The following is a 20032-nucleotide window of genomic DNA, read 5'->3' on the forward strand; positions in this document are numbered from 1 at the left end:
CTGACTGTTTAAAATGAAAAAATTAAAAGATATAAAAATTTCAGGAATTAGTCTCCCACTGTATGCTTTTTTCCTAATCGTCATGATAAGTACGATTGCCTTAGGAAAACTGCCGTTGAATATGGTGGGGATTACATTGCTTCTTGTTTTGTTAGGGCACCTGCTATATTTTATCGGTGAAAAGCTGCCGATTATGAATTCTTACCTTGGCGGCGGCTCCGTTTTTACACTGATCGGAGCGATGCTGATATCAGCATTTCATCTTCTTCCGTCAGATGTGATTATGGCAGTAGGAACATTTATGGGTGGAAAATTTGGCTTTTTAGATTTCTATATCGCGGCACTTATTTGTGGTTCGATACTAGGAATGAACAGAAGTTTACTTGTTAAAGCATCTGCTAAATTTATACCAGTTGCGCTAGTTACCATGGTTGTCGGCTTCTTTGCAGTAGGGACTGTAGGGGTTTTGCTAGGTAAAGGTTTTGCTCATTCAGTGATGTATGTTTCAATGCCTATGATGTCCGGCGGTATGGGAGCGGGGATTACACCACTTTCTCAAATCTATGCGGATGGCTTAGCACATGGAAATCAAGCGGTAATCTTTTCTCAATTAGCACCAGCTGTGACCTTTGGAAATATTATTGCGATCATTGGAGCGCTTTCGATTTCCAAAATATTTGATAAGACAAAATACAATGGTCATGGGACATTGGTCTCTGCGACGAAAGAAGAACTTGAAAAACCAAAAATTACATTTGATGCGACAAAAATCGGTGTGGGGATGCTTTTCGCTTTTTCACTACTTATGGTTGGGGCGATCCTCAATAAATTTTTCCCAAATGTTCACGAATATGCATTTATGATTATTATTGTCTTTTTGCTTAAAGCGTTCAACGCGGTTCCCAAAGAACTCGAGAATTCCGTTGTAATGTTCAATCAAATTATTATGACGAACTTAACACATGCTGTTTTAGCCGGTATTGGGTTAGCCATGATTGATCTTACAACGCTTGCTTCAGCTTTAACTTGGCAATTCATCGTACTATGTTTGACGAGTGTTGTTTCGATGGGGCTAACTAGCTGGTTCCTAGGATTGGTTTTAGGAATGTATCCTGTAGAAACTTCTATCGGTGCTGGAATGGTCAATAATTCGATGGGCGGAACAGGAAACATTGCCGTTTTATCTGCTTCTAATCGAATGGAAATGATTGCCTTTGCGCAAATGGCCAATCGATTGTGCGGCGCAATCGTTCTAATTATGGGCGGTGTACTTATCCGGTTCTTTTATGGTTAGACTTGATACGAACGATATTTTATAAAGACCTGATTTTTGAATAGATAGCATTACGTAGCGAGCCCGATCATTTTTGATGATCGGGCTTTTTTAAGAGATAAGTCCGTAAAATTGCAGAATAATTCTAGTTTATTAAAAAAAGATCTTATAAGAGACTGTGGAAACTTCATATTGAGAGGGATTGGCTTGTTTACAGAAATAGTTAATCAAGAACTAAAACTTTATCTATTAGCAACCCAGAAGTCACGATAAATTTTTTAGAGAAACGAAAAATAATCCTTTGTTTTTTTAAATTGCATGAAAAAAATTAATTGAGTATGTCGTAAATTCTACTGCTTTATTTGGAAATAGAGGCTACTTCAAGAATATTTTGAAAGCGATTTACCAAAGGCGGTCATTTGCGTTATAGTTAGTAAAAAGGAGGAGGCATAGTATGAAAAAGATATGTTTTGTATTAACAGTCAGCACAGGGATCAATTATGGCTCGATCTTTGCTGCGCCATCAATCAAGAATCACGATGATTTGAAAGATTATTTTTTAAAGGATTATGATGTTTCTATCAATTACATCAAGGATAAAGATAAAGTTGATTATCTGGTGGTTCCAAAACCATCTCCTCCTTTTGAAAACGAAAACAATTTACCAATTATCGAAATACCAGCCGTATTATTTATGAAAAGAGATTATGAGAAAATGAAATTCTATATTGATGACTACTTTTCTAAAAACTCTTTTAAGAAAATTTTCTGTTCAGTCATGGATTACAAAGTAAAGAGCAACCGAGTCCTAAAACAGTAGACCATTTTGGAAAATACTAGACAACGATAGAGATATTTTTGTTAAGGTAAGTAAATATCAACTGGGCTCAAATTTAATGAGTTTGGAGGAAAAGCACATATGAAAAAAATAGTATGGATAATTTCGATTAATGCTGACGGGGTGTATCCTTTTGGATATGTAGGAATAACTGTAAGCCCCAAAGTAGCTTTGCACCCAAAACGATTCCAAAAGAAGCTTAAAGCATCATTTGAACCAGAATATGATTTAGAATTTGTCAGTTATAACTTAGTAACTCCAAAAACACCAATTGGTGATTTTATTGTTTACAATGAGAGGGATTCAAAGTATCTTGATGAAGATACAAAGAGAAAAGGGATAGAAATCCCATTTTTATTATTCTATGAAGGCGAAGTTGAGAAAATTAAAAATTATATTGAATCACAAACGTAAAAGTAGATTATGTGAAAAAGTGAGGAGAATTTTATTCATGGAATTAAGGAAATTCTCTGACCGTAAAGCAGTCGTCAAGTTATTTTACAATACTGTCACAGCATCAATGCTCGTGACTACTCTAAGGAGCAGAGGCATGGGCACCTAAATTAAATGATCTTTCAAGCTGGAACAAGTCTTTACTAGATAATACAACGTTCATAGCTAAAAAAGACAACGTTGTAGTTGGTTTTGGAGATATTGACCTCACGGGGTGTCTTGATCGTTTATTTGTTCATCAAGATTATCAGGATAAAAGGCATTGCCATTACTATTTTAGAATCTTCAACAGACGCAGCAATTTCAACCCATGCCTCAATTACTGCAAAAACTTTCTTTGAAAAAAGAGGCTACAAGGTTATTAAGGAGCAAATCGTTGACCGTCAAGGTATTACTTTAATAAATTATGTCATAGAAAGGCAAACCTGTGTGATATAGACTTTACTTTTAATTAATTCTATCAATTGCATAGAATAATACTAGGTATAGAAACGACTGATAAAATAAAGCTAGCAATCAGTGAAATTTATAAAAAATGGTCTTCAGAGTAATTTATAAAGCCGATTTTCGGAATTTATCTGTATAAATACTGTTCTACAACTGAATTTTATACGGCTTCACCAAAGGTCTCGGATAGCGATTGGTCAAAAGATACTGTAGACAGAAGTGAAAGTGAATAGATAGGAAAATCTTATAAATAATAATTAATTTTATTTTAGTTTACATAATATACATTAACAAAAGTTAAATAGAAAGATCAGCGACTGAATTTAACTGTAACGACAAATTATTATGTATGGCTATCTCACAATTTTATTTATCTCATTCATCGTTTATTTTTATAAAATATGATTTTGGAGCGTTTTATTTTTTTTACAACCAACTATATGGCGGTCAGTTTAATTTCAAGTAGTTCTAAAAAGCTTTTGAACGTCCTAATAATAACTTGTATTATATTTGTATTATAGTGATTTCAAGTGAATAGTTATTTTTGTCGTACATTCATACTGTGCAGATTGATTCATTTTAGTTTGAAAAATATTTTTTGAATTCGTTTGATCTAAGCAAATATTTCTGGAGTAATCCATTATGATTTTTCTAAAAATCAGCATTTATAATAATGTACATAAATTTGCAGCCAAACTAAGCAACGCGTTTTTTTTAGGCAGACATGTGATTTTTCGCACAAATGCTAAATTTGCGTTGAATGCTTCGTGTTTAGTTTGTGATACATCTTGATGTTCAGTTGAAAGACCGCATTTAGTTCTTAAAGAAACATTTTCTAGCATACAACCGTTTAAAATTTTGATGCGGTAAGCAACTAGTATAATTGGAAAAGCACTTCTCTTAGTATAACCAATTTTGTCATGTTCCTTGACTAATATCTTTCCCCCCCCTCCTCCACTGAACGCCTGGGTTACTTCATAGAGACAGTATGACCAAGCTCTCCTTACTTTATCTCAAAGCTAATGTTCATATTTTTGCGAATTTATATTCAATATTTTTCAACCATTTTTTTCTTTTTTGCGTTGTGGACATTTTGACCATATTTAAACTTATCCATTTTATATTTTTCATACCGGTCTTTTTAAAGGTACCTTTTATAAGCGCTTTTTTAACCGCATTTCCATAGGTGAATTTATACATAATTTTTGGGGTATTCATTGTCGTAATCACTGTTGTAAACTTCAATTTTTCCAACCGGCTACTCATACTTAATCCATTTTCTTTATAATCATAAGTTAAACCTGGATAGATTACTTTATCAATAAAACCTTTCAACATTGCTGGCATCAGCTCCCACCAAATCGGAAAAATAAAGACTAAATGATCTGCTTTTCTGATCTTCTCTGCATAGCTTATTGCCATGGGATCGACTGCTTGGTGCTTTACAAAACCTAATAAGTCGGCCGAAGTCATTACAGGGTTAAAATTCTCTTTGTCTAAATCAATGACCTCATAGTCCCCATGAGCTTTTTTTATTCCCTTTATTACTGACTCTAAAATTGCGTGATTGTAACTTTCCTTGTAAGGATGGTTATATATAATTAATGTTTTCATGTCTGATTCTCCTTTATCTTTTTCTGATTAAAGAATATAAGGAAATCAAGTGACTGTAATTAACAAAAGATAATTCAATTACATAATTCTTTTTTTAATTCTGCTTAAAGAAACGGGAGTAATGCCCAGAAAGGACGCAATGTATTGGTCTGCAACCCGTTTTACTAATTCCGGATTTTTTTCTAGTAATGAAACGTATCTCTTTTCAGGTGATTCTTTAATTCTTGATAAAAAATAATCTGTATAAGCAATAAACCGTTCTGATAATTGATCCATCATGAAATAAATTAAATCAGTTGAATCTTTTATCAATAGTTTTAGTTTTTTCTTGTCTAAGATTAACAATTCGGTATCCTCAATAGCCTCAATGGAAAATATACTAGGTTTTTCTAGATGGAAACTTTCATAAGAGGCAACAATTTGCCCTTCAAAGAAAAATTGAAAGGTGATATCTTTTCCATCATCATTATTCCAGAGTCTAAGTGCACCCTTTTCAATAAAATATATCTTATCCGCTACATCTCCTTCATAAAGTAATGTAGTATTTGCTGAAACTGTCTTTTTATACCAGAAATTTTTCTCTTGTTCTCTGGTCAAATTTAATAAATCGAAAAATTTAGTCATTGATACGTATCCTCCTGCTTTTTCTACTAAAAGAAACTTTAAATTACGTCTATTTAGGGTTGTATTGTTTGACGGACGAGTTTAAATAGAGAATGATAAGTCAGGGTAAAATGATTAAAGTCGTTAATATTGGCTTAGAGTTTTTTTTTGAAGTAGATTTTGTTTATATTTTGTATGCGATATTTTTAGTCCGTTATGTCTATACTCAATCTTATCCGCCACTGTTCCCATAAAAAATAGCCGCCATCTTATGAAAGAGTCAGCAACTATTTCTTTTTACTTATGATCTTTTTGATTGTTTCAATGATTTTATTCTGCTTTTCTTCAGATTCATTGGCTTGAGCCTCTTTGGATGCTTCTACCAGCTTTATCTCACGTTGCTCTGCGCGAAAAATGTCTCGTTTGATCGTTTCTACGCGGATCAATTTTTTTAGAGCTTCGGGATCATCATTGAAAAAATTTTTTAATTTCCGATCGTGGATCCTTCCAGATATTTTTTCATTTAGAATACTGACTATTGCTAAATTGATCAACAAAATAATCAATAAAAAATTATCAGACACTCGGGCGTGATTTAGATACCCATTTAAAAATAGCCAAATGATATAGCAAAACAGCGCAATCAGGCTGAATACTTGATAAACTCGCAAGATTTTTTCTCGTTCTGTCCGATCTGCAAAGGTCGGTTTCGTCTCCTTAAATATGGATAGGTAGACATTGCGCGCTTCAGTGAATTCCGGTTGAGTCTTATCAGCTGTTTTATCTGCTTCCTGTTTTGTGAATCCCTGCTTTTTCATATAATAGTGTACAATTTTTCTTTTTCGGATCATTTGAACCCCTCTTCGCTTCCAAACTTGATAGTCTGAAGATTCATTAGGTTAACTCCTTAAGTCTCACCTATTTTATCATTAAGTGACGTGAAAAACTAAAAAATAATGGAATCTTTTTTTCAGCGAATGAATGAATCTGAAAAAAGCCATTCAGTAAGGATCGCTCACTGAATGGCTTTGCTTTTAGATCTGTTTCAACGCTTCTTCGATTGCTGTTTCGCCGTCACCCATCAAAATGACTTTATGAATCGTATTGTCGTGATTTAAAAGTGCAGCTAAAACGCTAGCAACATTTTCAATCGAATTTTCAGATCTTCCAGTGATAGCTGTAGTAATCTTACCATCTCCAGTCGTTTCCAGTAAGGCGCCAGGCTGAAGTATCGTATAATCTAACTGTGTCTTATCGATCAGCCAATTATCTGAAAAGAATTTTGAGATATTGTAATCTGTTAATGCTTCGCCCCATTTTTTAGGTTGTAAAGCGAATAATGAACTTAAGTGAATATACCGTTTGATCTTCTTTTGTTCTGTTGCTTGCATTAATTTCACAGCTCCGAATAAATCAGTCTGCAACAAATCTTTCCCCCGTGAACCGGCGACGAAATAGACCGCCTCAGCATCTGCTAATGTTTCAGCAATTTCTGAAACTGTTCCATGCAGATCCAAGTGTACGGGTTTGACTGAATCGCTTGCTGTTAGGTTCTCTTCGTGCCGTGCTCCCGCATAGACAACATGCCCTTGCTCAACTAGTTTACTCGTCAATTCTTCGCCTACACGACCGGTTGCTCCGGCAATAAATATTTTCATAACTCTTATCCCCCTTCTCTCACACCGTATGCTAACTCATTTTATGAGATGGAACAACTATTTTCACTTATAATTGGATGAGTAATAAAACAACCAATTGGCTGTTTTATTTTTTAGCGATCATTTTATAATAAAAAGAGTAAGGAGTTTAACTATGACAAAAAACGTACTCACAATCGCTGGATCTGACACATTAGCTGGTGGTGGCCTGCAATCGGATCTAAAAACATTTGAGAATTACCACTTATTTGGTTTGACTGCAATTACTTGTATCGCTGTGGTAAAAAACAAGCAATTTGAAATCAATGATCTTCCACCAGCATTACTACAAGATCAACTCGCAACGATCAAACAAGCGCTGAATTTATCTGGAATCAAGCTAGGATTGATCCATGACGTTGCAGCTCTTTCAATCGTAAAAGAATTTTTGCATGATTTCAAAGGTCCGATCGTACTCGATCCGGTAATGGCTTTTAAAGAAACCGATCAAGTCTACAGTCAAGCCTATCGAAGCGGACTAATTGAATTATTTCCTTTAGCTACGATCATTACACCTAATTTAAAAGAAGCCGAATTGTTAAGTCAACAAGAAATCACAAATCTTGATCAGATGAAACAAGCTGCGCAAAAAATGATTGATTTAGGTGCAATGGCTGTGGTGATTAAAGGCGGCGAACGATTAGCTGGCGACTCAGCCTCTGATTTGTTTTATGACGGTAAAACGTACCGGATTTTTTCAAAGCCAAAACTGAACAAAGCAACGATCAATGGTGCCGGCTGTACGTTTGCTTCAGCAATCACGGCGAATCTAGTTTTAGGCAAAGAATTACAAACAGCTGTCATAGCTAGTAAAGATTTTGTCTATCAAAGTATTCAAAATGGGATCTTATTAAACAATGGCGAAGGAAATGTGTGGCACGGAGAATGTGTAGAGATGGAGGAAAAAGCATGAAAACAAAAGAAATGACAAAATTAGCTATGATGGTTGCATTAACGGTTACCCTTTCGATTATGTTTATTATTCCAATCCCCGCGACGAAGGGATTTGTGACGCTTTGCGAAGTCGGAATCTATGCCTCAGCCCTGCTTTTTGGACCAACTGGCGGATTATTAGTCGGTGCGTTGAGTGGCGGATTGATCGATTTGATTTCCGGTTATCCTGAATGGGCAATTTTCTCTATTGTGATTCACGGATTCCAAGGGTTTCTTTTAGGATATTTGTATAATAAGTTTTCTAATAAAAAAGGCTTATTTCTTGGCTTTTCATTCGCCAGTCTTTTTATGATAATCGGTTATGCTTTAGCTACAGCACTGCTATACGGTTGGGCTGCTGGACTTGCTTCACTGCCAGGCAATGCTGTTCAAAATATTTTTGGGATTGCTGTGACTTTGCCGCTTTTTCAGGCATTGCAAAAAGTTTTGCGTCATCCTCAATATAAATAGAAGGAAGTTTAAAAAATGGAAAAAGAAAAATTACAACAAGATTTAACTACTATCGTTAATGATGTACTAGATGCAGCAAATTTAAAGGCTGGAGATGTTTTTGTCTTAGGCTGTACTACTAGCGAGATCGTCGGTGGAACTATTGGGAAAAACTCTAGTCAAGAGACTGGTCAATGGGTAATTGAGACGTTAAGAACGATTCTTGAGCCTAAAAATATTTACTTAGCCGTTCAAGGTTGCGAACACATCAATCGCGCAGTTGTCGTTGAACGTGCGCTTGCCGAAAAAAAAGATTGGGAAATTGTTTCTGTTAAACCCGCAATGCACGCTGGCGGTTCTTGTTCTGTGGCTGCTTTTGAACAGTTTTCTGACCCAGTCGAGGTCGAGCACATCGTCGCTCAAGCTGGAATCGATATCGGTGATACTTCAATCGGTATGCATGTAAAATATGTTCAAGTACCTGTCCGTCCATCGGTTAAAGAACTTGGTGGCGCTCATGTGACAGCATTACGCAGTCGGCCAAAATATATCGGCGGACCACGTGCAACTTATTAAGCAAAAAAGGTGAGATCAGAATTCCTGATCTCACCTTTTTTGCTTAGATAAATCGGGCAATCAATTGTAATAATTGTTGCGGCAATGTCGCAATATCCGAAATATCGACGAAATTATTTTCACCATATAGCGTTCTTAGTTGTTCTTTGTCTTCCCCGATCGCACAAGCAATAAATAAGATACCTTGCCGTTCATAATCTTTTAAGACTGTTTGGATATCTTGTTTTGCCTTTTCACCTGTATAATCAGGCAAAGCTTTGGGCTGCCCGTCGCTGATCGATAGTAGCAGTTTTGTATCAGCAGTTTGCTGGTTGAGTTTTTCTGCTAATAAGCGCAGCGGTACACCATCACGATTGTTTTGACGCGGTTTCATTGTAGCAATTTTTGCCGCCAGATAATCATAAGTATCGTCAAATTCCTTATAAGAATAGATCGACGTTTTCTCACGCTGACTAAGGTCGGCTGAATCGCCGTATAACATTAGAGGAATTTGGATTTTTTCGGCAAATAAACTCAAGGCAATCGCCGCTAATTTTGCAGTTTCGATTCGATCATCCCGCAACATAGAACCAGATTCATCAACTCTGACCGCTAGTGCCAAAGAAGGCTGTTCATTTGGCGGATTTTTTTTATCAAAGTTTCGCAAATCTCCGTAAGCGACGTGACCTGGATTAAATCGAGCCCCATAATATTTTCCACTAGAAAAATCACTGCTGACTTCTTTATCCAATAAATCATTGATCACACGACTGAGACTCTCGACTTCAGGTAAAACGTTTTGTGTTAACTGTTTTCCTTGTGCCAAGGCAGCTTCCGTAATTTTTGGTCGATGTACGATCGTCCCTTCTTTTGCATGGATCGTCTCTTGCAAAATTTTTCGAACTTCACGATTCAATTCTTTTCGTTTGTTTTTATCGATTTCTGCTAATTCATCCAGCGACATCGCTGAACCAATCTTATCTTCTTCATCAATAGAAGCTGTCTCGCTTTTAGACTCAGCCTCTGAAGGTGTTCCATCTTCCGGAACGTCCATCACCGCTTGTTTTTCTGAAACAATTGCCTCATCAGATACCGCATCTTCTTGAGTGATGTCCGCTTTTTCTTCCTCAGCAGATTCATTTTTCAATGTCGCAGATTCAGCCTCTTCCACGATATTACGCTGCTCTGCTTCTGCTTGGCTGATCTTTCGACCTTGTCGCATTTTTTGCTGATTTTTGACTTGTTGAAGTGCACTTAAGAGACCACTTTGCTCTAATGCTGTTTGTAAAATATTCAACTCTGTTTCATCTGTAGTCAATTTGTATAAGACTTTAGGAAAAATACTTTCCAATGGGTCTTGCCCTTGTTTCAAACTATTTACCCAGAAAAAATAAGAACGCATACCTGCGACACCTTTGATTGCATTGGCTTTAGCCGTTTCATCAAGCAATCGAATGATCTTAGCCATGATTTCCAAATAATCGTGATCAGTAAAATTCATTTTTGCAATTGCTCGTTCGATCATTACTTCAATCGAAGGCAGGTCCATTTTTTCGGCATGTTGTACACGATCACGCAACGACTCATTTAGTGGGCGATTGCCTTGATAATTGCGATTGGTAGTGATCACTACGACACAGTCTGCATGACGGCGGATAATCCCTGTCGGAATATTCAACAAGCCGTTTGGCTCTAATGCAGAATTTAACGCAACTAAGACAGAGGCATCACGAATGACGGTCGGCTCTTGAATCTCTAGCAAATAACCTTTTTGCATTGCTCGTACAATCTCTGAAGGATAAAATTTATAGTCCACACTGGTTGCTGTCTCCGTTTGGTCGATACGTTCGATCAATTTGCTCAAACGTTCCTTTGCTTGATTGGCATCAAGTTGGAAGTGTGTTGCGATCACTGTTAAAACTTCTTGCAATGAATCGGTTTGATAGATTGTTTCTAGCAGTTCACGGTCTTCATCATTATCTGCTGCAACCACCGGCAAAAGTGCTCCGAAGACATCCGTCTTATCCATGTCAGCAAAACAAGTTACTTTAGTATAGGGAAGCTGCAGATCGGCTGAGAGCGCCCGGGCTAATTGGGTTTTTCCTGAACCTGCGTCGCCTTCTAATAATACATTCATGATCTTCATCTCAGGATCATGCCAGTTGTTTTTGATTTCTGAAGCAATCCGAAGTTCTTCTTGACTCGTTTTATGACTTGCAGGTTTGTGCCAAATCATTTGTTCTTCTACTTTAGTAAAACGTCGACCTTCTGTTACGACAAAAGGGTTATTCATCCTCACTCACCTCGTATTTTCGGTTTAATAACCTAATTCATCTAATAAACGTTTAAGGGTCCGATAACGCTGTGCAATGATATCACCGTCTTTATTCATCGTATCATTGAATAAAATGATATCTTCATCAATCTTGGGATTCTCAGTATCAACCTTGACTTCCATTCGACCGCCTTGCAATCCAATAATATCGACTTTAGGATCTTCTGGATTATAAAATTTTTCATAGCGATAGGCGTCTTGTAAATAAATACTTGATTGGGCCACTAAAATAGCTAAATCTAAAATCCGTGTGATCGGCAACTCTTCTGATTGGCGTGACCATTTCTCACCTGTATGGCGCCAAACTTTCCCTGAGATATCGACTCGACCGCGGTCGTTCCACTGCGCTAAGCCAAGCGTCAATCCTTTGGCATCGCTATCCCAAGCGTTATGACCATCAATCTTATCATAGTCTTCTACTAAGAAGACCGGTTTATGTTTTAAATTCGTTGGTATTTTCATCAAAATTTCCTCCTTTTAGTAAATTACTCATTTAGTAACTTACTAAACTACTAATGAAAAAAGGATACGCAATTCCACTATTTTTTGCAACTATCTTACTTCAAAAAAAGGTGTATGACAAAAGTTTGTCATACACCTTTTTAATTTAAGCAACGCCTAAAGCAATCGCTTTATCTCCTAAATGAGTCCCAATGACCGGACCAAATGTTCCAATCTCAATAATTGCGTCTGGATATTTTTGACTCAGCTTTTCGTATTCTTGCTGTGCCAACTCTGGATTGTTGCCGTGGATAACAAATATCCGCAGGTCTTCACCTTTTTCTTGACGTTGTTCTTCAATAATTTCTTCTGTCCGCTGCAATGCTTTTTTCAGTGAACGAATTTTTTCAGCTAGAACGATTTTGCCTTCTCTAAATGTTAAAATCGGTTTGATTTTCAATAACCCGCCAATAATCGCTGCGCCATTTGTCAAACGTCCACCACGAACAAGATTGTCCAAATCATCAACAATGATATACGCCTTTGTTGTATCACGGATCCGATCAATCGCAGCTAGTATTTCCTCCAATGATTTTCCTTCATCGCCCATTTCCAATGCTTTTTCTACCATATATCCCATCGGAACACTAGTGATTTTTGAATCATATGGAATTACTTGTAAACCAGTAACATCATCTTTGATCGCTGTTAAAGTTCGAACAAATCCAGAAATCCCTTCGGATAAATGAATGCTGATGACAGTATCATAGCCCTGGTCTTTAATCGAGCGATACAATTCATAGACTTCGCCAAGAACAGGTTGAGATGTTTTCGGGAAATCTTTGTTGCTTTTCAATTTCTGATAAAATTCTTCATAACCAATATCTACACCTTCTTCAAAAGGCTGATCATCAATAATAACCGGAATCGGAATAACAAATAGATCTTTATGATTGCGTGTGCGTTCATTCAGATAGGCGGTACTATCTGTCACGATCGCTAATTTCATACTCGCTTCCTCGTTTCAATCAAAATTTACAATAGATATAATATAGCACAATCATAGATTCATGGGAATCTAAAATCGACTACTCGCCTAAAAATTCTTGCGCGGCTTGTGCATTTTGATTGGTGTCAACAGCTAGTGCACTCCCGGCATTTGCCGTATCGATATAAGTCCATGAACCGTCGACGGGTAAAGTCAAACGTTCGATTCCACCTATTGCTTTTGCAAAGTTGAATAAATTACCGACTAAGAAAGTATTTGGCATATCTGTCGATAAGTAACCCCAGATCTTTCCAGCAGCATATGGGCCACGCAATAATACAAGTGGATTTTTCAACTGGCCGAAAACGGTTTGCATGACTTGCTGTTGGCGTCGAACACGACCGAAGTCGCCTTCTTCATCCATTCGAAAACGCGCATAGTTCAACAATGTGTGCCCGTTCATTCGTTGTGGTCATTTCGTGATCGGTTCATCGATATACGCACTCATGTCTTTTTCTGCATCAAGCTGGACCCCGCTAGGAAAAAGCGTGTCGATACCTTTTTCAAATGTTTGGAAATCAACCATCGCATAATAGCGGCAGTCTATTCCAAAATTATTTTTTAAGGTTTGGCGAACAAGATCGGCACCGCCGTACGCGTAAGCTGCATTTAATTTATTCTGTCCAACACCGGGAATATCAACATACATATCTCGCATGAAAGAAACTAGTTTCGGTTTTCCATGCCCATCAACTTGCAGCACCATCATCGAATCCGATCGCCCGCTAATATTATCACGAGTATCGCTACCTAAGAGCAGGATATTTTTTGTTCCATTTTCTGATGCGACGCCATTAAATTCTTGTGTTTCGATTTTAGCCATCGAAGAATCATGTTTTGCCGCGAAATTTCCCACGCCAAAGGCAACTACGGAATAACCGAGTAGTGCGATTAAAACAAACAGTAGGATTTTACGCCAGCTTCGCTTTTTTTTCAGCTTTTGTCCGTAAGGATTTTTAGGCGCTCGTTTAAACGGATTCTTGATTTTTGGTCGTTTAAACGTGAAATGCTTCTTTTTCGGTTCCGGACTTTGTTCCTGGTAATGGTCCTCGTAATAATTATTTTGTGGTTCTTGAAATCTTGCTTGCTCTTCGTATCTGCTTTTTTCATACTCAGGTCTGTTAGTAGTCTGCGGATCTTTTTTTAACTCACGACGAAAGTTAAACGGTTTTTTCTCTTCTTTTTGACTTTCCTCGTGGATCTTTTTGTATTTGTCCATTCGGCTCATAGTGCACCTCTTCATCTCATTGCTATCATTATTAAAATAGCAAATCATTCGGGCTTTGTCCTATTTTTCCAAAAAAAAATTAGAAAACCTTAACTAAGATTTCCTAATTTTGGAAGATAGGTGGGGTAATCCCCAATCAATGTTACAGTGATGTTCTGCGCTTTTAATTGATCTAGTACTTTTTGTAGTCTATGCTCTTCCGGTGTTTCGAGATCAATAATAAAGAAGTATTCGCCCAGCTTCGTTTTTTGCGTGCGAGATTCGATCTTGGTCAAATTGATTTTCTCTGCCGAAAAAATTGCAAGACATTGATAAAGTGCTCCTGGCTGATTAGAAGCTAAATCACACAGCACAGTCGCTTTTTGCTTTTTCTGAGGCAACTTTCCAGCTAACGGCTGCGAACCCAATACCCAAAAACGTGTTTCATTTTCACTGATCGACTGAATGTTCTCTTTAACGACCGTCAAACCAAATTGTTCGGCCGCCGCTCTTGAACCAATCGCCGCATATTTTTTTGCGGGATTATCGGCTACTTTTTTCGCGCCTTGCGCGGTTGAACCGGTTTGTTCGATATCGACTGTGGGAAAGTGGTCCAGTAGAAAAATTTGCGATTGAGCTAAGGCTTGTGGATGACTGCAGATCAGTTCTATCTCTTCCCAAGTCTTCGCATGATTCGGATGAACCATCAACTGTTGATGGATTGGCAGCACGATTTCAGCTTGGATCGTCGGCAACGTTTGAAAAATCAAATCTAGCGTCGGCAACACTGAACCTTCGATCGTATTTTCAATGGGTACGACACAATAATCTAATGTCTTTTTTCTTTGTTCTTCAAGCAATGCAGTCAACGAATTATACGGAAATAAGTCACTCTCTTTAAAAAAGTTTATTGCCGCACTATAGGTAAATGATCCTTTTGGTCCTAAATAGCCAACTTTCATTAGGATGCAACCTGTTGTATGATTTCATTGACGATTTCTTGCGGTAATTTTTCAGAAGTATCCACCGTGATTTTTGCTAATTTTTCATAAAGTTTTTCTCTTGAGAAAAATAACCGCTTCAAGTCCCCGTCATCATTTTTGATTGCTAACGGGCGAACATTTATTTTGTCCTCACGAATTCGTTGCACTAAGACATTTGCATCGGCTTTTAAATAGACAACTAATTTATCTGATAAAACTTTTTGATTTTCTTGTTGCAAGATCACACCGCCGCCAGTTGCGATAACAGACTCTTCATTTAGTGCTTCTTTTAAAAGGCTTGTCTCATGTTCTCGAAATGCTGCTTCACCGTGTTCTTCAAAATACTCACTGATGGGCTGACCAATCCGTTCAACTAAGACATCATCCATGTCAACTACGCGAGCCTCCAGCGCAGCAGCAAGTTCTTTACTAATAGTTGTTTTTCCGGCTCCCATAAAACCGATTAAGACGATTGATTCCATTAGACATTCTCCTTTATTAATAAACTCAAGTCAGTAAAAAAGTTCGGATAAGAAATATTGATTGCTTCAGGATTATTCAATTCAACAGTCTCTTCAGTCAATAATGCGGCAATTTGCAGCATCATTCCAATCCGATGATCACCATGACTATCGACAATTCCACCATGCAAAGGTGTTGGCCCGTGAATGATCAGGCCATCTTCCGTCGTCTCGATCTTAGCTCCCAATTTATTCAATTCTTGAGCAGTCGCATCGATTCGATTGGTTTCTTTAACTTTTAATTCTTGCGCATCAGAAATGATCGTCGTACCAGTTGCTTGCGTTGCCGCTAGAGCAACAATAGGCAATTCATCAATCAAACGCGGAATGATTTCTCCAGAAATCTCTACTGCTTTCAATGCTGCGGATTCGATCAACAGATCTGCGGCTTGATTTTGCGGATCGTAAGCCAACTGCTGGATCTCTCCTCCCATCTCATTCAATACATCCAAGATTCCCGTACGAGTCGGATTGACTCCGACGTGATTTAACCGCAACTTGCTTTTTGGTAATAGACTAGCCGCCACTAAATAAAAAGCCGCTGAAGAGATATCTCCTGGGACGGTTACTTCTTGTCCAACCAGCTGTTGACCACCAGAAACGGAGATTTTTTTATCTTCTACTAAAATTTCTCCACCAAATTGTTTGATCATTTCTTCTGTATGATTGCGAGACTTTTCTTTTTCGATAATCGTCGTTGTTCCTTTTGCTTGCAAAGCCGCAAAGAGAATCGCGGATTTTACTTGAGCGCTTGCGATGGGCATTTCATAAGTAATAGCTGATAACTGGCTGCCTCGAATCTCGATTGGCGGAAATTCACTGCCGGCATTTCCTTGCAAATTCCCCCCCATCGTTCGTAACGGACCCATGACTCTTTCCATCGGCCGGCGGTTCAATGAAGCATCCCCAGCTATTTTTGATGTAAATGACTGTCCCGCCAAAATTCCCAATACTAAACGCATCGTTGTTCCAGAATTTCCAGCATCCAATACTTCTTCAGGTGCTTGTAAATTTTGAAACCCTGCCCCTTCAACAATAATATCTTTTCCGTCATCTTGGATCGTGACTCCTAGCGCTTTAAAAACCGCGACAGTACTCAAACAATCCTCTGCTCTTAAGAAGTTATGAATCGTTGTCTTTCCCTGACTGATTGCTCCAAACATGATACTGCGATGTGAAATTGATTTATCTGCCGGCACTGTCAACATACCGTTTATCCCAGTTTTAGTTCCCAATAATTTCATTTGTCTAACTCCTTCTGCAACAATGAAAATCTGCTTCTTCGATTACCGATTGCCCTTTTTCTAAATCTGTTTGATTTTTAAATGAGAGTTCTAAAACGCCGTAAATATCTTCACGGGTTTCTTGAATTTTTAAGTTAACGATCGAAATATCTGCCTTACTTAAAAGCGTCATGACTTCTGCAATTGCCCCCGCAGTATCTGGAATATCAACGTAAAGATCATAAAATGCTGGAATGACTCCGCGATCTTTTGCAGGTAAGTGATCACGAGAATGTTTTGCTTCGCTAAAAAAATCATAAATCGCGGACTGATCTTCTTGTATCAAGCTTTCTTGAATCGTTGTTATTTCTTTTTGCCAGTCGTGTAATAAGTCCAATAAGATTGAACGATTCGTTAATAAGATATCTGTCCACATTTGCGGGTCGGATGAAGCAATCCGAGTAATATCTCGAAACCCACCTGCTGCAAGTTGTGTTGCTCGCGGATAGTCAAGGACCAACTGATCACTCATCTTGACTAAACCTGCTGCGACAATATGTGGTAAATGACTTAAAACTCCAACAATCTCATCATGTGATTCAGGCTCAAGCTCTACGAATTTTGCTCGTGTCGGCTCTAATAGTTTAATTAAAGAGTTTGTTTTGATCCCTTTAGGCGGCGTCAAAATATAGTACGCTTCTTCAAAAAGATTAGGATTTTCTGCTTTAACCCCTGATTTGTGAGATCCTGCCATCGGATGTCCGCCGATAAAAGTAAAAGGCAGTGTTTTCGCTAATTCCATCACTTCGTTTTTTGTACTGCCGGTATCAGTGACAATCACAGATTCTTTCAAGGAAAGTTTTGCTAGTTTATGCAAATATTGCAATGTCGAACGAACGGGTACGGCTAAAATAATGATATCCATCTCAGGTGCTCTTTCAATAGAAGCGATTTGATCAACTAATCCGACTTCACGAGCAATCTCACAAGTTTCTGATGAATAATCCCAGCCAAACAATTCGATTGTTGGATTGTTGATTGCTCTGCAAAGCGAAGCGCCGATCAAGCCAAGTCCCAAGACCATTACTTGCTGTTTCATAGACGTACCCTCTTCCTTAAAAATTTTTGATTGTTTCACGGTATCGCGCTACCGCTTGCTGCAAATCATCCATCGTATCAGCTGAAAATTGTTCTAGAAGCTCTTCGGCTAATACTGTAGCAACGACATTTTCTGCAACGATTGAAGCTGCTGGAACAGCGGTGCTGTCAGACCGTTCCACACTAGCTTTATACGGTTCTTTTGTATCGATGTCGACGCTCATCAGCGGTTTGTATAACGTTGGGATTGGTTTCATAACACCACGTACGATGATTTGTTCACCGTTTGTCATACCACCTTCAAAACCGCCTAGATGATTGCTTGTACGGCTGTATCCGTTATCCCAAACAATTTCATCCATAACTTTTGAGCCAGGTTGGCGCGCCGCTTCAAAACCGATACCGAATTCAACCCCTTTGAAGGCATTGATACTCAACATAATTTGAGCGATTTTTCCATCTAATTTGCGATCCCATTGAACATAACTACCTAGTCCGGCCGGTACATTATCTGTCCTCACTTCAACAACACCACCGATCGTATCCCCGGCTTTTTTTGTTTGATCGATCAATTCTTTGACTGACGCTTCGACCGTTTCATCTACCATGTTAACTTCTGAAACTGCCGTTTTTTCTTGAATTTCTTTAACACTTAATTTCTCTGGAACAGATGCTTCGATCCCGCCTAATATCACAACGTGACTCGCGATTTCAATATCGACAGCAGCTAAAATTTGTTTAGCAATCGCGCCAACAGCCACCCGCATCGTTGTTTCACGAGCAGAAGAACGTTCCAAGACATTTCTCAAGTCGTTGTGCTGATATTTCATTCCGCCGACAAGATCGGCATGACCTGGACGTGGTTTTGCAACCCGACGTAATTTCTGATCTTTTTCTGATACTGCTTCAACCGACATGACTTTCTGCCAGTTTTTCCAATCGCGGTTTTCAACGATTAGAGTAATTGGCGAGCCCAATGTTTTGTCGTGACGTACCCCAGAGGTGATTCGTACTTGATCCTTTTCGATTTTCATCCGTCCACCGCGGCCATAACCGCCTTGTCTTCTCGCTAATTCATGATTGATCGCGTCGATCGAAAGTGTCAAACCTGCTGGGACCCCTTCAATAATCGTCGTAAGTTCTGGTCCGTGTGATTCTCCAGCTGTTAAGTAACGCATAAGCTACTTCCCTTCTATTAAAAAGTCTTGGATTTCGGTCAACTTAATTTTTTGAATGTACGCTTTGCCGATTTCCTTCAGCACGACGATATTTAAACTATTTCCGCGTGCTTTTTTATCATGTGTGATTGCCGTATAAAATTTCTCAGCTTCCCAAGGTTGGTAATCTGTGGGCAATTGATACTTTTGATTCATCTGTGTGATTGCTGCTGTGATTCCTTTTGGAGAAAGCTGTTTTTTTTCAGCTGTTTGCGATATTTTTATCATTCCGATTGCTACAGCTTCGCCATGACTGACTTTTCCGTATCCAGCAGTATTTTCGATTGCGTGTCCGATCGTATGGCCAAAATTCAACAATAACCGAGCACCGTTATCAAATTCATCTGCTTCTACTGCCATTTTTTTAACGTGCAAAGCTTTTGAAATAATCCTTTCACTGTGAGCCAAAAGATCTTGGACTCCTGTTAGCTTCTCAAGGTCTTGCCACAATGAAATATCGCTGATCGCCCCGCATTTGATGATTTCTGCGATTCCTTCGCGAACACGAAGTTCAGGCAATGTATTTAGTGTTTCTGGATCGATCAATACACCATCGGGTTGGGCAAACGTACCGATCATATTTTTTGCCTTGCTTGAATTTACTGCAGTTTTCCCACCGATACTCGAATCAACTTGCGCCAATAGTGATGTCGGTATTTGAACAAAGGCGATCCCTCGCATATAGGTTGAGGCAACAAAACTAGCCAAGTCGCCAACGACACCACCGCCTAAAGCAATGATCGCGTCGCTGCGGGTAAATTGTTGATCTGCCAAGAAATCATAAAGATTGTTTGCCATCGTCAATGATTTACTACTTTCACCTGCTGGAACAACATAGTGACAAACCTCATAATCAGCTAATTGTTGCTGGATTTTGTCGCCGTAAATCGGAAATACGTGGTCATCGCTGATGATCGCGATTTTTTTATTTTGCCAAAGCGTCGCGATCCACTCATCGACAGAATCCAACGCGTGGCGTTTTACAATGATTTCGTAGCTTTTTTCTGATAAAACAATTTCCATGACCTGTTCCTCCTGTTTCGTATCTATCCCTTGTTCTTCAAAAAATATGAAGAAATTTTTTTCTGATAATCGC

20 protein-coding genes and 1 pseudogene are annotated in these 20032 nt (G+C 38.4%); 7 read left to right on the forward strand and 14 right to left on the reverse strand.

Features of this window, described 5'->3' with window-relative positions:
• The first annotated feature begins 13 nt into the window (after window positions 1-13).
• The 4 genes from FFM68_RS06605 (at window position 14) to FFM68_RS13255 (ending at window position 3002) form a co-directional block, all read left to right on the forward strand.
• Complete coding sequence (locus FFM68_RS06605; protein WP_137618618.1) at window positions 14-1294, forward strand: 2-hydroxycarboxylate transporter family protein; 1281 nt, start codon at window positions 14-16, stop codon at window positions 1292-1294.
• Between the two features lie 433 nt (window positions 1295-1727).
• Window positions 1728-2093, forward strand: coding sequence for a hypothetical protein (locus tag FFM68_RS06610; RefSeq protein ID WP_137618619.1), 366 nt, complete (start codon window positions 1728-1730; stop codon window positions 2091-2093).
• Between the two features lie 99 nt (window positions 2094-2192).
• Window positions 2193-2525, forward strand: a complete 333-nt coding sequence (locus tag FFM68_RS06615) for a hypothetical protein (protein ID WP_137618620.1) — start codon at window positions 2193-2195, stop codon at window positions 2523-2525.
• A 258-nt stretch (window positions 2526-2783) separates the two neighbouring features.
• Complete coding sequence (locus tag FFM68_RS13255) at window positions 2784-3002, forward strand: GNAT family N-acetyltransferase (protein ID WP_239585107.1); 219 nt, start codon at window positions 2784-2786, stop codon at window positions 3000-3002.
• 1035 nt (window positions 3003-4037) lie between these two features.
• On the opposite strand, the gene FFM68_RS06625 is transcribed toward FFM68_RS13255, so the two are convergent.
• The 4 genes from FFM68_RS06625 to FFM68_RS06640 all read right to left on the reverse strand — a co-directional run bounded on the left by FFM68_RS06625 (window position 4038) and on the right by FFM68_RS06640 (window position 6886).
• Entirely contained in the window at window positions 4038-4625 is a 588-nt protein-coding gene (locus FFM68_RS06625; RefSeq protein ID WP_137618621.1) for an NAD(P)H-dependent oxidoreductase, read from the reverse strand.
• Between the two features lie 78 nt (window positions 4626-4703).
• A complete protein-coding gene (locus FFM68_RS06630; protein ID WP_137618622.1) occupies window positions 4704-5249 on the reverse strand; it encodes a Crp/Fnr family transcriptional regulator in 546 nt (181 codons plus the stop codon).
• Between the two features lie 266 nt (window positions 5250-5515).
• Complete coding sequence (locus FFM68_RS06635) at window positions 5516-6079, reverse strand: hypothetical protein (RefSeq protein WP_137618623.1); 564 nt, start codon at window positions 6077-6079, stop codon at window positions 5516-5518.
• 183 nt (window positions 6080-6262) lie between these two features.
• Window positions 6263-6886: an NAD(P)H-binding protein gene (locus FFM68_RS06640; protein ID WP_137618624.1), complete on the reverse strand. Its 624-nt coding sequence runs from the start codon at window positions 6884-6886 to the stop codon at window positions 6263-6265.
• 154 nt (window positions 6887-7040) lie between these two features.
• Here FFM68_RS06640 and FFM68_RS06645 point away from each other — a divergent pair, with 154 nt between their 5' ends.
• Genes FFM68_RS06645 through FFM68_RS06655 form a run of 3 tightly spaced genes read left to right on the forward strand, consistent with a single transcriptional unit; the run spans window position 7041 to window position 8884 of the window.
• Entirely contained in the window at window positions 7041-7838 is a 798-nt protein-coding gene (locus tag FFM68_RS06645) for a bifunctional hydroxymethylpyrimidine kinase/phosphomethylpyrimidine kinase (protein WP_137618625.1), read from the forward strand.
• Window positions 7835-8329 carry an ECF transporter S component gene (locus tag FFM68_RS06650; RefSeq protein WP_137618626.1) on the forward strand — a complete coding sequence of 165 codons (495 nt, stop codon included), beginning with the start codon at window positions 7835-7837 and terminating at the stop codon, window positions 8327-8329. The genes FFM68_RS06645 and FFM68_RS06650 overlap by 4 nt, the downstream gene beginning before the upstream one ends.
• A 15-nt stretch (window positions 8330-8344) precedes the next feature.
• Window positions 8345-8884 carry a TIGR01440 family protein gene (locus FFM68_RS06655; protein WP_137618627.1) on the forward strand — a complete coding sequence of 180 codons (540 nt, stop codon included), beginning with the start codon at window positions 8345-8347 and terminating at the stop codon, window positions 8882-8884.
• Window positions 8885-8927: 43 nt separating this feature from the next.
• Here the strand turns inward: FFM68_RS06655 and FFM68_RS06660 are convergent, their stop codons facing one another.
• The 10 genes and pseudogenes from FFM68_RS06660 to aroB form a co-directional block, all read right to left on the reverse strand.
• Window positions 8928-11156 (reverse strand): AAA family ATPase, encoded by a 2229-nt coding sequence (locus tag FFM68_RS06660; protein WP_137618628.1) that lies wholly within the window; start codon window positions 11154-11156, stop codon window positions 8928-8930.
• 24 nt (window positions 11157-11180) lie between these two features.
• Window positions 11181-11660, reverse strand: a complete 480-nt coding sequence (locus FFM68_RS06665) for a DUF6530 family protein (protein WP_137618629.1) — start codon at window positions 11658-11660, stop codon at window positions 11181-11183.
• A 145-nt stretch (window positions 11661-11805) separates the two neighbouring features.
• A complete protein-coding gene (locus tag FFM68_RS06670) occupies window positions 11806-12648 on the reverse strand; it encodes a DegV family protein (RefSeq protein ID WP_137618630.1) in 843 nt (280 codons plus the stop codon).
• A 79-nt stretch (window positions 12649-12727) separates the two neighbouring features.
• Window positions 12728-13915, reverse strand: a pseudogene (locus FFM68_RS06675) (LCP family protein).
• A gap of 89 nt (window positions 13916-14004) precedes the next feature.
• A complete protein-coding gene (pheA, locus tag FFM68_RS06680) occupies window positions 14005-14856 on the reverse strand; it encodes a prephenate dehydratase (protein WP_137618631.1) in 852 nt (283 codons plus the stop codon).
• Window positions 14856-15359, reverse strand: a complete 504-nt coding sequence (locus FFM68_RS06685; RefSeq protein ID WP_137618632.1) for a shikimate kinase — start codon at window positions 15357-15359, stop codon at window positions 14856-14858. The genes pheA and FFM68_RS06685 overlap by 1 nt, the downstream gene beginning before the upstream one ends.
• Window positions 15359-16642 (reverse strand): 3-phosphoshikimate 1-carboxyvinyltransferase, encoded by a 1284-nt coding sequence (gene aroA / locus FFM68_RS06690; RefSeq protein ID WP_137618633.1) that lies wholly within the window; start codon window positions 16640-16642, stop codon window positions 15359-15361. Before aroA ends, FFM68_RS06685 begins: the two co-directional genes overlap by 1 nt.
• A 4-nt stretch (window positions 16643-16646) precedes the next feature.
• Window positions 16647-17720, reverse strand: coding sequence for a prephenate dehydrogenase (locus FFM68_RS06695; RefSeq protein ID WP_137618634.1), 1074 nt, complete (start codon window positions 17718-17720; stop codon window positions 16647-16649).
• Between the two features lie 16 nt (window positions 17721-17736).
• A complete protein-coding gene (aroC, locus tag FFM68_RS06700; protein WP_137618635.1) occupies window positions 17737-18897 on the reverse strand; it encodes a chorismate synthase in 1161 nt (386 codons plus the stop codon).
• Between the two features lie 3 nt (window positions 18898-18900).
• On the reverse strand, window positions 18901-19959 hold the full coding sequence (aroB, locus tag FFM68_RS06705; RefSeq protein WP_137618636.1) for a 3-dehydroquinate synthase: 1059 nt from the start codon (window positions 19957-19959) through the stop codon (window positions 18901-18903).
• Between the last annotated feature and the right edge of the window lie 73 nt (window positions 19960-20032).

It is taken from the genome of Enterococcus xiangfangensis, assembly GCF_005405365.1.
Classification (GTDB): domain Bacteria; phylum Bacillota; class Bacilli; order Lactobacillales; family Enterococcaceae; genus Enterococcus_A; species Enterococcus_A xiangfangensis.

Excerpts from the sequence above, each read along its gene's own strand:
- FFM68_RS06605 (WP_137618618.1), top strand. The coding sequence starts at position 14 with ATGAAAAAATTAAAAGATATAAAAATTTCAGGAATTAGTCTCCCACTG.
- FFM68_RS06610 (WP_137618619.1), top strand. The coding sequence starts at position 1,728 with ATGAAAAAGATATGTTTTGTATTAACAGTCAGCACAGGGATCAATTAT.
- FFM68_RS06615 (WP_137618620.1), top strand. The coding sequence starts at position 2,193 with ATGAAAAAAATAGTATGGATAATTTCGATTAATGCTGACGGGGTGTAT.
- FFM68_RS06625 (WP_137618621.1), bottom strand. The coding sequence starts at position 4,625 with ATGAAAACATTAATTATATATAACCATCCTTACAAGGAAAGTTACAAT.
- FFM68_RS06630 (WP_137618622.1), bottom strand. The coding sequence starts at position 5,249 with ATGACTAAATTTTTCGATTTATTAAATTTGACCAGAGAACAAGAGAAA.
- FFM68_RS06635 (WP_137618623.1), bottom strand. The coding sequence starts at position 6,079 with ATGATCCGAAAAAGAAAAATTGTACACTATTATATGAAAAAGCAGGGA.
- FFM68_RS06640 (WP_137618624.1), bottom strand. The coding sequence starts at position 6,886 with ATGAAAATATTTATTGCCGGAGCAACCGGTCGTGTAGGCGAAGAATTG.
- FFM68_RS06645 (WP_137618625.1), top strand. The coding sequence starts at position 7,041 with ATGACAAAAAACGTACTCACAATCGCTGGATCTGACACATTAGCTGGT.
- FFM68_RS06650 (WP_137618626.1), top strand. The coding sequence starts at position 7,835 with ATGAAAACAAAAGAAATGACAAAATTAGCTATGATGGTTGCATTAACG.
- FFM68_RS06655 (WP_137618627.1), top strand. The coding sequence starts at position 8,345 with ATGGAAAAAGAAAAATTACAACAAGATTTAACTACTATCGTTAATGAT.
- FFM68_RS06660 (WP_137618628.1), bottom strand. The coding sequence starts at position 11,156 with ATGAATAACCCTTTTGTCGTAACAGAAGGTCGACGTTTTACTAAAGTA.
- FFM68_RS06665 (WP_137618629.1), bottom strand. The coding sequence starts at position 11,660 with ATGAAAATACCAACGAATTTAAAACATAAACCGGTCTTCTTAGTAGAA.
- FFM68_RS06670 (WP_137618630.1), bottom strand. The coding sequence starts at position 12,648 with ATGAAATTAGCGATCGTGACAGATAGTACCGCCTATCTGAATGAACGC.
- pheA (WP_137618631.1), bottom strand. The coding sequence starts at position 14,856 with ATGAAAGTTGGCTATTTAGGACCAAAAGGATCATTTACCTATAGTGCG.
- FFM68_RS06685 (WP_137618632.1), bottom strand. The coding sequence starts at position 15,359 with ATGGAATCAATCGTCTTAATCGGTTTTATGGGAGCCGGAAAAACAACT.
- aroA (WP_137618633.1), bottom strand. The coding sequence starts at position 16,642 with ATGAAATTATTGGGAACTAAAACTGGGATAAACGGTATGTTGACAGTG.
- FFM68_RS06695 (WP_137618634.1), bottom strand. The coding sequence starts at position 17,720 with ATGAAACAGCAAGTAATGGTCTTGGGACTTGGCTTGATCGGCGCTTCG.
- aroC (WP_137618635.1), bottom strand. The coding sequence starts at position 18,897 with ATGCGTTACTTAACAGCTGGAGAATCACACGGACCAGAACTTACGACG.
- aroB (WP_137618636.1), bottom strand. The coding sequence starts at position 19,959 with ATGGAAATTGTTTTATCAGAAAAAAGCTACGAAATCATTGTAAAACGC.